Below are 12,309 nucleotides of genomic sequence, written 5' to 3' on the forward strand. Positions count from 1 at the left end.
CGGAATCAGAACTTCTGCAGCCTGAACGTGCCATCCTCACAGTTTTCCAGAGCCAAGTCGGTGACAGGCTTTTTATCGTAGTAGCCCTTCTCGGTTTTGTAGACTTCATAAACAGTGAGCGTGCGCGGGGCATACTGATTAACGAAGAGCCCGGTCACATAATAGTAAGACCCTACGACCGGTTTGAACGTGACAGTACTGTATGAACCATTAGCTGAAATCATACGCACTGCGATATTTTTTTGTGCACTCACCCAAAACTCGCGGCGCAGCGGCGGGGTTTCTGGAATGTCGGGAAACCCTTCGATCTTATTGTTCATTGCTGTCTGAAAACCCACCGCATTATTGGTATAGCCATTTTGCGGGTCATCCAGATTTATACACGTACCGGTATTAGGGTAGACACGGATATAGTCAATATTACGGTTATCAAAACTGACACCGACCCGTTCGCCGCCCTGAACATCTTCCAATTTGTGGCTGTAGGTAGCCACCGAACAACCACTTAACAAGACTCCCGCAACCGTCGCACACAACATTATCCTTAACACAGCAACTCCTACAGTTATTCAAACCCTGTTACTCGTTCAATCGAGCGGGATGGTTGCGCGAATTCTAGGAAGCACCACCACGAAAACGCAAACCTTTTAAAATATCCCTGCGCCGAATGATCTCGACACTCAAAAAAGCTACCATGCGCGCGCGTGCACATACGCGTGTACATATTGACCCCGACGTTAAAAGGCTCCATACCCATGACCGACCTGACCACCCTTCGCGCCAGCCTCAACAGCGGCGAACACGTTTTTTCCGACACCTTGGCTTTTGTCGCTGCCGGTTACGATTACCAGCCACAAGCTTTCACCAATGGCGCTGTAGAAAATGCGGCCGGGCAGAACGAGGGTTCGTGCAAGACATTGGGTCTGGCCCTGCTGGAAGGTCTGAGCGATCAGGAAGCGCTGTTGGCTTTTGGCGAGCATTACCGTTCGGTAGTGGCGACGCCTGAGGGCAGCGACCACGCCAACATCCGCGCCTTGATCGCGCATGGCCTGGCCGGCGTAAAGTTCACCGCACAGCCCCTGACTCGCAAGTCCTGAGTCAAACACAGATCAAAATGTGGGAGCGGGCTTGCTCGCGAAAGCGGAGTGTCAGTCACTTAATGTGTATTTGATACACCGCGTTCACGAGCAAGCCCGCTCCCACATTTGAACTGAGGCGTTAATCAAATCTCAGACATAAAAAACCGGCCTCACAGCCGGTTTTTTAGTTCAACGGGTTCAGAACGAAGCGTTCTGCAGGCCGTCGAGGTAACGCTCGGCATCCAGTGCCGCCATGCAGCCAGCACCGGCCGAGGTGATCGCCTGACGATACACGTGGTCAGCCACGTCACCGGCAGCGAAGATACCTTCGATGTTGGTGGCGGTGGCGTTGCCTTCACGGCCGCCCTGCACCACCAGGTAACCGTCTTTGGCTTCCAGCACGCCTTCGAACAGCGAGGTGTTCGGGGTATGGCCGATGGCGATGAACACGCCGTCGACTTTCAGTTCGTCAAAGCTGCCGTCGTTGTTTTTCAGGCGAGCACCGGTCACGCCCATGTTGTCGCCCAGGACTTCGTCCAGGGTGGCGTTGAGCTTGAGGATGATCTTGCCTTCAGCGACACGGGCGTGCAGCTTGTCGATCAGGATCTTCTCGGCGCGGAAGGTCTCGCGGCGGTGAACCAGGGTCACGGTGCTGGCGATGTTCGCCAGGTACAGCGCCTCTTCCACGGCCGTGTTGCCGCCGCCGACCACGGCAACCGGTTTGTTGCGATAAAAGAAACCATCGCAGGTCGCGCAGGCGGATACGCCCTTGCCCATGAACGCTTCTTCCGATGGCAGGCCCAGGTAGCGGGCGCTGGCGCCCGTGGCGATGATAAGCGCGTCACAGGTGTATACGCCGCTGTCGCCGGTCAGGCTGTAAGGCTTTTTCGAGAAATCGACTTTGTTGATGTGATCAAACACGATTTCGGTTTCAAAGCGCTCGGCGTGTTCTTTCATACGCTCCATCAGCACCGGGCCGGTGAGGCCGTGGACGTCGCCCGGCCAGTTGTCGACTTCAGTGGTGGTGGTCAACTGACCGCCCGCCTGCATGCCGGTGATCAGCAGCGGCTTGAGGTTGGCCCGGGCAGCGTAGACCGCAGCGCTGTAACCGGCAGGGCCGGAACCGAGAATAATCACTCGCGAATGACGGGTATCAGACATGACTCACTCCTATCGACCGCCCGGACTACAAGGCGGCTGGAATAAAAAAGGGACTACGAAGCACTTGGGGAAGGCTTGAACTCGCAGGCCCTGAAAAATAATGGGTGCAGCGTATCGAGGGGGGCAAGATTAAGGAAATACGGAATAACAATCCAGCTCATAGGTGGTCTCTATGCAGTCGGGTTGGTTCATCGACACGTTTGTTACCGCTGATGTCGCCGCTTTCGCCTAAGGTGCAAAGTCGGTAAGGTCGGCGCGTTCGCCCCTTTGCTCGGAGTTCTCCATGCCCGCCCCTGCTCTTTCTGGCCCGCAATACCTGCGTGAAGGCCTCAAACTGGTGTTGAGCCCTGGCCTGCGACTGTTTGTTTTGCTGCCGCTGGCGATCAACCTGATGCTGTTCGTCGGCTTGATCTATTTCGCCGGTCACGAGTTCAGTGTGTGGGTCGACCATTTGATGCCGACGCTGCCGAGCTGGCTGAGTTTTCTGAATTACCTCATCTGGCCTCTGTTCGTGGTGCTAGTGGTGCTGATGGTGTTTTTCACCTTCACCATGCTGGCCAACATCATCGCCGCGCCCTTTAACGGCTTTCTCTCGGAGAAGGTTGAAGTGGTGGTACGTGGCACCGACGACTTTCCGGCCTTCAGCTGGGGCGAGTTGGTCGCCATGGTCCCGCGCACGCTGGCCCGGGAAATGCGCAAGCTGGGCTACTTCCTGCCACGGGCCATCGGCTTGTTTATCCTGTCGTTCATTCCGGTGGTCAACCTGATCGCCGCGCCACTATGGCTGTTGTTTGGCGTGTGGATGATGGCGATCCAGTACATCGACTACCCGGCGGACAACCACAAGCTGGGCTGGAACGAGATGCTTGCCTGGCTGCGCCAGAAACGTTGGCAGAGCATGAGTTTCGGCGGCATCGTCTACCTGGTGCTGCTGGTGCCGGTGGTCAACCTGCTGATGATGCCGGCGGCGGTGGCCGGGGCGACGTTGTTCTGGGTGCGCGAGCAAGGTGCCGAAGCGATGGCGCAGCCGAAAAAAGTGACCCCGTCATAAATCCATCATGCCGATGACACAATGACGACATGGCCCACGGCGACACTGTGGGTCATGACGACAGCCTCGCTTCACATCACCCTGATTACCGAAACCTTCCCGCCAGAGATCAACGGGGTGGCCAATACCCTTGGCCGCTTGTGCGAGGGTTTGCGCGCGCGCGGCCATCAAGTCGAGCTGGTGCGCCCACGCCAGGGCGTCGACCAGAGCCGCCCCAGCGACGATGAGTTGCTGCTGTGCCGTGGCTGGCCGCTACCCGGGTACCCGGGCCTGCAATGGGGACAGTCGTCGATGCACAAATTGCTGCGACGCTGGACCCGTCAGCGTCCGGACGTGCTGTACATCGCCACCGAGGGGCCATTGGGTCTCTCTGCCCTGCGCGCTGCGCGGCGCCTGGGGATCAGCGTGGTCAGTGGCTTTCATACCAATTTCCAGCAGTACTCGAACCAATACGGCTTGAGCATGCTGAGCCGAATGGTCACTCACTACCTGCGCTGGTTTCATAACCGTTCGACCTTGACCCTGGTGCCCAGCGCCAGCCAGCGCCTGGAGTTGGAGCGCAGGCATTTCGAGCGTCTGGGGATGTTGTCACGCGGGGTGGACAGCCAGTTGTTCCACCCAGCCAGACGCGACAACGCGCTGCGGGAAAGCTGGGCATTGAACAGTGAGCAAACTGCCGTGCTCTACGTAGGCAGACTTGCGCAGGAGAAGAACCTGGGAGTGCTCAAGCGTTGCTTTGAGACGTTGCAGGACACTTATCCACAGCGTCAGATGAGGCTGATCATCGTCGGCGATGGCCCACAACGGGCGATGATGGAAAAGGAACTGCCGGAAGCGATCTTCTGCGGCACCTTGCGAGGCGAGGAACTGGCGCGGCATTACGCGTCAGGCGATGTGTTCCTGTTCCCCAGCCTGACCGAAACCTTTGGCAACGTGGTGTTGGAGGCGATGGCATCGGGCTTGGGTGTGGTGGCCTACGATCAGGCGGCTGCGACCCAGCATATTCGCCATGGCTACAACGGTGTGCTGGCGATGCCGGGAGATGAGAATGCGTTTTGTGAGGCCGCGAACTGGTTGCTGGAGGACGCAGAAAGCTTGCGCCGCATGCGCCTGAATGCCCGTCAGCATGCGAGCCGCCAGGGTTGGCCGGCGATTATCGAGCAGTTTGAGCATCAGCTACGGGGTGCATGCGATGAAAACCCTGCGCTTCCTACACAGCCTTACGTGCGATAAACCCTTAAGTCTTTCCTTATATTTAAGCTGGGAACTCCTTAATGCTGAACGCCAATTATTGATACCTGCTATGCAAGCAGGGCTTTCAATTATTGGAGATACGAAAAATGTCTGCTTACGGAATGGGTGCACGCAATGGCGTCAACATGCCAAACGCCGAATGGACGCGTCAGCAACAATGGCTGGATAAATCCCGGGCAGCCCCCCCTGTCTACGGTCAGACCGGGCATAAAGACCCAAACAAAACCGACCACAGTAAAGAGCTGTACAAGGGGCCGCAGTACTAGTCACTAAAACCATAAAGCTCCCTGTGCGGCCACAGGGAGTCCAACCACTCAAACCAGGGTCGTCAACGCCTCACGACTGAATGGCAGGATGTCGCTCTCCCGGCCCTCGCGCACCTTCACGGCCCAATCCGGGTCCACCAGCAGGGCACGGCCCACGGCGACCAGGTCGAACTCATCGTTGTTCAAGCGTTCCAGCAGTTTCTCAAGGCTGGCCGGTTGCGCGACCTTGTCAGTGTTGACCATGAACTGCAGGAACTCGCCATCCAGGCCCACGCTGCCCACGGTAATGGTCGGCTTACCGGTGAGCTTGCGGGTCCAGCCGGCCAGGTTGAGGGTGGAGCCTTCGAATTCAGGCTCCCAGAAGCGACGGGTGGAGCAGTGGAAAATATCCACACCGGCGTCAGACAACGGCTTGAGGAACTCGCCCAACGCTTCCGGGGTTTGCACCAGGCGAGCGGTGTAGTCCTGCTGTTTCCACTGGGAGAAACGGAAGATGATCGGAAAGTCCGGGCCAACTACGGCGCGGGTGGCCTCGATCAGCTCGATCGCAAAGCGCGAACGGTTGGCCAGACTGCCGCCGTATTCGTCGGTGCGCTGGTTGCTGCCTTCCCAGAAGAACTGGTCCACCAGGTAGCCGTGGGCGCCGTGGATCTCTACACCGTCCATGCCGATGCTCTGGGCATCCCTGGCGGCCTGGGCGAAGGCGTTGATCACTTCTTTGATGTCCTGAGGGGTCATGCCGTGGACGACCACGTTGCCATCCTTGAGTTTTTCCATCGGGCCATAGGCTGGCACGCTGGCATCTGGCTCGGTGCCAATACGACGCACGCTGCCTACGTGCCACAATTGCGGAACGATCTTGCCGCCTTCAGCGTGCACCGCGTCGACTACCTTCTTCCAGCCAGCCAGGGCGGCTTCACCGTAGAAATGCGGAACATTGGGGTAGCCGTTTGAGGCTTGATGGCCGACCACCGTACCTTCGGTGATGATCAGGCCCACGCCCGCGGCGGCGCGGCGACGGTAGTACTCGATGACGTTGGAATTGGGGACGCCACCCGGGGAGAACGAGCGGGTCATCGGCGCCATGACCACGCGCGTCGACAGTTGCAATGCACCGAGCTGGAACGGTTTGAACAAGGCTTGGACAGGCATGGGGGCACTCCACGGGAGACTGGATTTATGATGTGGATAATATGGGGAGTGCGCAGCGCTGAGTAGCACTATTGATCTGAGTGATTAAGGGGTAAAAGTGGCAAGGCTTTCAGGGCTGCTGCGCAGCCCAACGGGAGCAAGCTCACTCGCCACAGGGGGGAAGTTTAGCTCAGGGCTTTTTCGATGGCCTGGACGATCGTCGGATCATCCGGCGCTGTACGTGGCGAAAAGCGCGCGAGCACCCGGCCGTCTTTACCCAACAGGAATTTTTCGAAATTCCAGGTGATATCCCCGGGGAACTCGGCGCCCTCGCCTGCCAGCAGGCGGTACAGTTGATGCCGATCAGGGCCGTTGACCTCGAGCTTGCTGCCCAGCGGGAACGTTACCCCGTAGTTGAGGCTGCAGAACGCCTGGATCTCTTCCTCAGTACCCGGCTCCTGGCCGGCAAACTGATTGCACGGCAAGCCAAGTACGGTAAAACCCTGGTCCTTGTACTGCTGGTAGAGTTTTTCCAACGCGGCGTATTGCGGGGTCAAACCACATTTGGAGGCTACGTTGACCACCAGCACCACTTGCCCCTTGAAGGGCGCCAGCGGCAGCTCTTGTCCGTCCAACGCTTTGAGTTTCAGGTCGTGGAAAGCACTCATGACGAACTCCAGATATCCCATATTCTTCGCATTGCAGCGCTTCGAGATTACAGCTCGCAAGCCTGCAATCATAGACGCCGATTGCAAAACTCGCCTGCGGGTTACTGAGCGGTCGGCCAGGGCAAAATCGGAATCGCCGTCACGGCGTTCTGCGGGCTGCCTTCGATCAGTCGGTCGCTGTACACCAGATACACCAGGGTGTTGCGCTTCTTGTCGAGGAAACGCACCACCTGCATGGTCTTGAACACCAGTGAGGTGCGCTCCTTGAACACTTCGTCGCCATCCTTGAGCTCGCCCTTGAAGCGGATCGGCCCCACCTGACGGCAGGCGATCGAGGCTTCGGCGCGGTCTTCAGCCAGGCCCAGGCCGCCTTTGACGCCGCCGGTCTTGGCGCGCGACAGGTAGCACGTCACGCCGTCGACCTTGGGGTCATCAAACGCTTCGACCACGATCCGGTCGTTGGGGCCGACAAACTTGAACACCGTCGACACCTGGCCGACTTCCTCGGCGGACGCCAGCAGCGGCATGGCCAACAGCAGGCCGAGCATTCCCTTCATTAAACGCATCGTGTATTCCTTTGGTTAGACCAGGATCAGGTTGTCGCGGTGCACCAGTTCAGGTTCCGCCATGTAACCCAATAGTCCGACAATCGCATCAGACGATTGTCCAATGATTTTCTGCGCTTCAAGGGCGCTGTAGTTGGCCAGGCCACGAGCAATTTCACGACCGTCCGGCGCAACGCAGACCACCATCTCGCCACGGCGGAAGCTGCCCTGCACCAATTTGACGCCCACCGGCAGCAGGCTCTTGTTGCCCTGGGACAACGCTGACACGGCACCCTCGTCCAGCACCAGTGTGCCTCGGGTTTGCAGATGACCGGCCAGCCACTGTTTGCGCGCCGCCAGCATGCCGCGCTCCGGCGACAACAGGGTGCCGATGCGCTCACCGGCCTTGAGGCGGTCCAGCACGCGCTCCAGGCGCCCGCCGACGATGATGGTGTGCGCGCCGGAACGTGCGGCCAGGCGTGCGGCACGCAGTTTGGTCTGCATGCCGCCACGGCCCAGGGCGCCGCCGACACTGCCGGCCACGGCGTCCAGCGCCGGGTCATCGGCGCGCGCTTCGTAGATGAGCTGGGCATCAGGGTTGTTGCGCGGGTCGGCGTCGAACATGCCGTCGCGGTCGGTAAGAATCACCAGCAGGTCGGCTTCCACCAGGTTGGCCACCAGGGCGGCCAGGGTGTCGTTGTCGCCGAAGCGGATTTCGTCGGTGACCACCGTGTCGTTTTCGTTGATGACCGGGATGACCTTGAGCTCCACCAGCGCACGCAGGGTGCTGCGGGCGTTGAGGTAGCGCTTGCGGTCGGACAGGTCGTCGTGGGTCAGCAGGATCTGCGCCGTGTGGCGACCGTGCTCGGCAAAGCTGGATTCCCAGGCTTGCACCAGGCCCATCTGGCCGATGGCGGCGGCGGCTTGCAGCTCGTGCATCGCGCTGGGTCGCGCGGTCCAGCCGAGGCGGCTCATCCCGGCAGCAACTGCCCCGGACGACACCAGCACCAACTCGACGCCTGCTTCATGCAAGGCCACCATCTGCTCGACCCAGACGCTCATGGCTGCGCGATCCAGACCTTTGCCATCCGCCGTCAGCAGCGCACTTCCGATCTTTACGACCCAGCGCTGCGCACCTGTCACTTTGCTCCGCATCATCTTCAACCTTAAAGTGATGGCTGCGCGACCCAGCGCCGCCCATAACGTTATACCCAGATACCAAAACGCCGCTCTAAAAGGAGCGGCGTTCAAGTTTATCGCAACAGATCAGTCGCGCACGTAAATGATTTCCGGACCGTCTTCATCATCCACGTCTTCTTCGTCCCAATCATCGTCGCCGATGTCATGGACCGACTTCACGCCGCTGCGGCGCAGGGCACGCTGGTCGTCCAGGGCTTGCAACTGGGCACGGGCCTCGTCTTCGATCTGCTGATCGAGCTCAGCCAATTCGGCCTTGAACACCGGGTCGGCCGCGAGGCGGTCGGCACGGTCTTCGAGGTAGCGCATGATGTCGCGGGTCAGGCGCTCGGTGCCTTCTTTGGCGATGGCCGAGATCACGTAGACCGGGCCAGTCCATTCCAGGCGGTCAACGATTTCCTTGACGCGCTCTTCGTGCTCTTCTTCGAGGATCTGGTCGCACTTGTTCAGCACCAACCAGCGATCACGCTCGGCCAGGGCCGGGCTGAACTTGGTCAGCTCGCTGACGATCACTTCGGCGGCGTCCGGTGCACTGGTGTCATCCAGCGGCGCCATATCGACGAGGTGCAGCAGCAAACGGGTACGCGACAAGTGCTTGAGGAAGCGAATCCCCAGGCCAGCACCGTCGGAAGCACCTTCGATCAGGCCAGGAATGTCGGCGACCACGAAGCTTTTCCAACGGTCGACGCTGACCACGCCCAGGTTGGGTACCAGGGTGGTGAACGGGTAGTCGGCGACTTTCGGCTTGGCGGCCGATACCGAACGGATGAAGGTACTTTTACCGGCGTTCGGCAGGCCCAACAGGCCTACGTCGGCGAGGACTTTCATTTCCAGCTTGAGGTCACGCTGCTCGCCCGGCTTGCCTGGCGTGGTCTGGCGTGGCGCGCGGTTGGTACTGGACTTGAATCGGGTGTTACCCAGACCGTGCCAGCCGCCCTGCACAACCATCAGCTTCTGGCCGGCCTTGGTCAGGTCGCCAATCACTTCCTGGGTGGCCGAGTCGATGATCGTGGTGCCAACCGGTACGCGCAGTACCAGGTCTTCGCCTTTTTTACCGGTGCAGTCGGTGCTGCCGCCGTTGGAGCCACGCTCGGCATCAAAGTGCCGGGTGTAACGGTAGTCGACCAGGGTGTTGAGGTTTTCGTCGGCCATCATGTAGATGGAACCGCCGTCACCGCCATCACCGCCGTTAGGACCACCGTTTTCGATGAATTTTTCGCGACGGAAACTCATGCAACCGTTACCGCCGTCGCCTGCTTTTACTCGGATGGAAACTTCATCAACGAACTTCATAACAAAACGCCTCTCGCCGCACGGACGAGCTTAAGAAACCAAGACATAAGACTCTTGCAAAAATGAGCGCAGCGACCTCAATCAACGACCGCACATCCCGCGCTTGAGCCCATTACAAACAGCTTTGCAAGAGACTCACCCCACAAACGAAAAAGCCCCGTCGCGAGACAGGGCTTTTCCAGCGATCTCGCAGTTAAGCTGCGACAACGCTCACGTAACGGCGGTTGAACGCGCCTTTTACTTCAAACTTGATCACGCCTTCGATTTTAGCGAAGAGGGTGTGATCTTTACCCATGCCAACACCGTAACCGGCGTGGAATTGGGTGCCGCGCTGACGCACGATGATGTTGCCCGGAATGATTTTCTGGCCGCCATACATCTTAACGCCAAGGCGTTTGGCTTCTGAGTCGCGACCGTTACGGGTACTACCACCAGCTTTTTTGTGTGCCATGAGTCAATTCTCCTAGTGAGGAATTAGGCTGAAATTAAGCCTGAATACCGGTGATTTTGATCTCGGTGTACCACTGGCGGTGGCCCATACGCTTCATGTGGTGCTTACGACGACGGAACTTGATGATGCGGACTTTATCGTGACGACCTTGGGAGATCACTTCAGCCACAACGGTAGCGCCAGCAACAACTGGAGCGCCGATGTTCACGTCATCGCCATTGGCGACCAACAGAACGCGATCAAAAGTAACGGATTCGCCGGTAGCGATTTCCAGTTTTTCGATCTTCAGGTATTCACCTGGGGCGACCTTGTATTGCTTGCCACCAGTAACAATTACTGCGTACGACATGGTATTTCTCCGATAATCCTGCTCACCCAGCGCTTTATAAGAAGAGGTATTGGCTGGCATGGCTGCATGGGATGGACGTCCCGAATGCAATTGCGTAAGGCAGGTGCTGCCCAGGAAGTTCAGGGTGCGCGATTGTACGCAAGGCTTTGACGCGTTGCAAGTGGCCGTCTATCGCGCCTTGACACCCGGGGGCCTGGGTCCTAGCATGCCGCGCAACCCTTCTGGAGCGACTGTCGCTGATGCAACCCCAAGCTTTCTACCGCGCGGTCGCGGACGATTTTAGCGCCGTCGACGGCATCATCAAGAAGCAGCTGACTTCTAAAGTGCCGCTGGTCTCCAAAATTGGCGACTATATTACGTCGGCGGGCGGTAAACGCCTGCGTCCTTTATTAGTGTTGCTGTGCGGCAAGGCCCTGGGTCGCGAAGGCGATGACCTGCGCCTGCTGGCGGCCACTATCGAGTTCCTGCACACCGCCACCCTGCTGCATGACGACGTGGTCGACATGTCCGGCATGCGCCGTGGCCGCGAAACCGCCAATGCCATGTGGGGCAATGCCCCTAGCGTACTGGTGGGCGACTTCCTGTACTCGCGATCGTTCGAAATGATGGTTGAACTTGGCTCGATGCCGGTGATGAAGATTCTTTCACAGGCCACACGCATCATCGCCGAAGGCGAAGTGCTGCAACTGTCGAAGGTCCGCGACGCCAGCACCACCGAAGAAACCTACATGGAAGTGATTCGCGGCAAAACCGCGATGCTCTTCGAAGCCTCCACCCATAGCGCGGCTGCACTGTGTGGCGCGACGGCCGAACAGTCCGAAGCCCTGCGCACCTTTGGCGACCACCTGGGCGTAGCCTTCCAATTGGTAGATGACTTGCTCGACTACCGTGGCGACGCAGAGACCCTGGGCAAGAACGTCGGCGACGACCTGGCCGAAGGCAAGCCGACCTTGCCGCTGATCTACACCATGCGCGAAGGCACGCCGGAACAAGCCGCCCTGGTGCGCAAGGCGATCCAGAAAGGCGGGATCGAAGACCTGGAGGCCATCCGTGCCGCCGTCGAGGCGTCAGGCTCGCTGGAGTACACCGCACAGTTGGCGCGTGATTATGTCGCCCGTGCGATCAAATGCCTGGACGCCCTGCCGGCCAGTGAATACCGGGACGCCCTGGTTGAGCTGAGTGAGTTTGCGGTCGCGCGTACGCACTAAAGACTATTGGCGGAATGGGCTTGTGTGGGAGCGGGCTTGCTCGCGAAGGCGGTATATCAGTGAGAAGCTTCTAGCTGACCCACCGCCTTCGCGAGCAAGCCCGCTCCCACATTTGGACCTCATTACCACCCACTGCCCCGCTCTCGCTGCAAATCCCTATATAATGTGCGACTTTTAGCCATCCTGACTTTTAAGGAGCTTTAGTGAGCACGTTGCCACCCTGCCCGAAATGCAACTCCGAATACACCTACGAAGACGGCGCCCAGCTGATCTGCCCGGAATGCGCCCATGAGTGGTCCGCCAATGGCGAAGTCGAAGCGGCCAGCGACGACGCCGTGAAGAAAGACTCTGTAGGCAACGTCCTGCAGGACGGCGACACCATCACCGTGATCAAGGACCTCAAGGTCAAGGGTACCTCCCTGGTGGTCAAGGTCGGCACCAAGGTCAAGAACATCCGCCTGTGCGACGGCGACCACGATATCGATTGCAAGATCGACGGTATCGGCCCAATGAAGCTCAAGTCCGAGTTCGTGCGCAAAGTCTGAATGTGCTACCTCCATCCCGCGCCCGCCGCGGGATGGCGTTTCGCCCTCTGCGTTGACCCCACGCAATATCCACACAGAAAAAACCAGAAACCGCCAATAGACACTTGCTAT

General features: G+C 58.9%; 15 protein-coding genes. 6 read left to right on the forward strand and 9 right to left on the reverse strand.

What is annotated here, in order from left to right; all coding sequences use genetic code 11:
- Window positions 1–5 precede the first annotated feature (5 nt).
- A complete protein-coding gene (locus tag AB4O35_RS01035; protein ID WP_202895309.1) occupies window positions 6–494 on the reverse strand; it encodes a hypothetical protein in 489 nt (162 codons plus the stop codon).
- Window positions 495–755: 261 nt separating this feature from the next.
- Between AB4O35_RS01035 and AB4O35_RS01040 the strand changes: the two genes are divergently transcribed.
- Window positions 756–1,097 (forward strand): HopJ type III effector protein, encoded by a 342-nt coding sequence (locus AB4O35_RS01040; RefSeq protein WP_065874465.1) that lies wholly within the window; start codon window positions 756–758, stop codon window positions 1,095–1,097.
- A gap of 180 nt (window positions 1,098–1,277) precedes the next feature.
- On the opposite strand, the gene trxB is transcribed toward AB4O35_RS01040, so the two are convergent.
- Entirely contained in the window at window positions 1,278–2,240 is a 963-nt protein-coding gene (gene trxB, locus AB4O35_RS01045; protein WP_003176041.1) for a thioredoxin-disulfide reductase, read from the reverse strand.
- Between the two features lie 283 nt (window positions 2,241–2,523).
- Between trxB and cysZ the strand changes: the two genes are divergently transcribed.
- The 3 genes from cysZ to AB4O35_RS01060 all read left to right on the forward strand — a co-directional run bounded on the left by cysZ (window position 2,524) and on the right by AB4O35_RS01060 (window position 4,811).
- The gene (gene cysZ / locus AB4O35_RS01050) at window positions 2,524–3,291 is read left to right on the forward strand and encodes a sulfate transporter CysZ (protein ID WP_065880727.1); all 768 of its coding nucleotides are present in this window, start codon (window positions 2,524–2,526) and stop codon (window positions 3,289–3,291) included.
- Between the two features lie 54 nt (window positions 3,292–3,345).
- The gene (locus AB4O35_RS01055; protein ID WP_065874463.1) at window positions 3,346–4,524 is read left to right on the forward strand and encodes a glycosyltransferase family 4 protein; all 1,179 of its coding nucleotides are present in this window, start codon (window positions 3,346–3,348) and stop codon (window positions 4,522–4,524) included.
- A gap of 107 nt (window positions 4,525–4,631) precedes the next feature.
- Entirely contained in the window at window positions 4,632–4,811 is a 180-nt protein-coding gene (locus AB4O35_RS01060; RefSeq protein WP_065874462.1) for a hypothetical protein, read from the forward strand.
- 48 nt (window positions 4,812–4,859) lie between these two features.
- Here the strand turns inward: AB4O35_RS01060 and AB4O35_RS01065 are convergent, their stop codons facing one another.
- From AB4O35_RS01065 to rplU, 7 genes are all read right to left on the reverse strand, one after another.
- Window positions 4,860–5,963: an NADH:flavin oxidoreductase gene (locus AB4O35_RS01065; RefSeq protein WP_065880726.1), complete on the reverse strand. Its 1,104-nt coding sequence runs from the start codon at window positions 5,961–5,963 to the stop codon at window positions 4,860–4,862.
- 164 nt (window positions 5,964–6,127) lie between these two features.
- Window positions 6,128–6,610 (reverse strand): glutathione peroxidase, encoded by a 483-nt coding sequence (locus AB4O35_RS01070; RefSeq protein WP_049711568.1) that lies wholly within the window; start codon window positions 6,608–6,610, stop codon window positions 6,128–6,130.
- A 101-nt stretch (window positions 6,611–6,711) separates the two neighbouring features.
- Window positions 6,712–7,176: a CreA family protein gene (locus AB4O35_RS01075; RefSeq protein ID WP_065874460.1), complete on the reverse strand. Its 465-nt coding sequence runs from the start codon at window positions 7,174–7,176 to the stop codon at window positions 6,712–6,714.
- 15 nt (window positions 7,177–7,191) lie between these two features.
- Window positions 7,192–8,310, reverse strand: coding sequence for a glutamate 5-kinase (proB, locus tag AB4O35_RS01080; RefSeq protein WP_005791305.1), 1,119 nt, complete (start codon window positions 8,308–8,310; stop codon window positions 7,192–7,194).
- Window positions 8,311–8,421: 111 nt separating this feature from the next.
- Window positions 8,422–9,645 carry an Obg family GTPase CgtA gene (gene cgtA, locus AB4O35_RS01085; protein WP_065874686.1) on the reverse strand — a complete coding sequence of 408 codons (1,224 nt, stop codon included), beginning with the start codon at window positions 9,643–9,645 and terminating at the stop codon, window positions 8,422–8,424.
- A 193-nt stretch (window positions 9,646–9,838) separates the two neighbouring features.
- Entirely contained in the window at window positions 9,839–10,096 is a 258-nt protein-coding gene (rpmA, locus tag AB4O35_RS01090; RefSeq protein ID WP_003176049.1) for a 50S ribosomal protein L27, read from the reverse strand.
- 34 nt (window positions 10,097–10,130) lie between these two features.
- A complete protein-coding gene (rplU, locus tag AB4O35_RS01095; RefSeq protein WP_003176051.1) occupies window positions 10,131–10,445 on the reverse strand; it encodes a 50S ribosomal protein L21 in 315 nt (104 codons plus the stop codon).
- A gap of 239 nt (window positions 10,446–10,684) precedes the next feature.
- Between rplU and AB4O35_RS01100 the strand changes: the two genes are divergently transcribed.
- Both AB4O35_RS01100 and AB4O35_RS01105 read left to right on the forward strand, forming a co-directional pair.
- Window positions 10,685–11,653: a polyprenyl synthetase family protein gene (locus AB4O35_RS01100; protein WP_065874685.1), complete on the forward strand. Its 969-nt coding sequence runs from the start codon at window positions 10,685–10,687 to the stop codon at window positions 11,651–11,653.
- A 203-nt stretch (window positions 11,654–11,856) separates the two neighbouring features.
- Entirely contained in the window at window positions 11,857–12,198 is a 342-nt protein-coding gene (locus tag AB4O35_RS01105; protein WP_065874684.1) for a zinc ribbon domain-containing protein YjdM, read from the forward strand.
- The last annotated feature ends 111 nt before the right edge of the window (window positions 12,199–12,309 follow it).

The sequence above is a fragment of the Pseudomonas sp. H1_A03 genome (assembly GCF_054685145.1).

Excerpts from the sequence above, each read along its gene's own strand:
- rplU (WP_003176051.1), bottom strand. The coding sequence starts at position 10,445 with ATGTCGTACGCAGTAATTGTTACTGGTGGCAAGCAATACAAGGTCGCC.
- AB4O35_RS01070 (WP_049711568.1), bottom strand. The coding sequence starts at position 6,610 with ATGAGTGCTTTCCACGACCTGAAACTCAAAGCGTTGGACGGACAAGAG.
- AB4O35_RS01040 (WP_065874465.1), top strand. The coding sequence starts at position 756 with ATGACCGACCTGACCACCCTTCGCGCCAGCCTCAACAGCGGCGAACAC.
- rpmA (WP_003176049.1), bottom strand. The coding sequence starts at position 10,096 with ATGGCACACAAAAAAGCTGGTGGTAGTACCCGTAACGGTCGCGACTCA.
- trxB (WP_003176041.1), bottom strand. The coding sequence starts at position 2,240 with ATGTCTGATACCCGTCATTCGCGAGTGATTATTCTCGGTTCCGGCCCT.
- proB (WP_005791305.1), bottom strand. The coding sequence starts at position 8,310 with ATGCGGAGCAAAGTGACAGGTGCGCAGCGCTGGGTCGTAAAGATCGGA.
- AB4O35_RS01100 (WP_065874685.1), top strand. The coding sequence starts at position 10,685 with ATGCAACCCCAAGCTTTCTACCGCGCGGTCGCGGACGATTTTAGCGCC.
- cysZ (WP_065880727.1), top strand. The coding sequence starts at position 2,524 with ATGCCCGCCCCTGCTCTTTCTGGCCCGCAATACCTGCGTGAAGGCCTC.
- AB4O35_RS01075 (WP_065874460.1), bottom strand. The coding sequence starts at position 7,176 with ATGCGTTTAATGAAGGGAATGCTCGGCCTGCTGTTGGCCATGCCGCTG.
- cgtA (WP_065874686.1), bottom strand. The coding sequence starts at position 9,645 with ATGAAGTTCGTTGATGAAGTTTCCATCCGAGTAAAAGCAGGCGACGGC.
- AB4O35_RS01065 (WP_065880726.1), bottom strand. The coding sequence starts at position 5,963 with ATGCCTGTCCAAGCCTTGTTCAAACCGTTCCAGCTCGGTGCATTGCAA.
- AB4O35_RS01060 (WP_065874462.1), top strand. The coding sequence starts at position 4,632 with ATGTCTGCTTACGGAATGGGTGCACGCAATGGCGTCAACATGCCAAAC.
- AB4O35_RS01055 (WP_065874463.1), top strand. The coding sequence starts at position 3,346 with ATGACGACAGCCTCGCTTCACATCACCCTGATTACCGAAACCTTCCCG.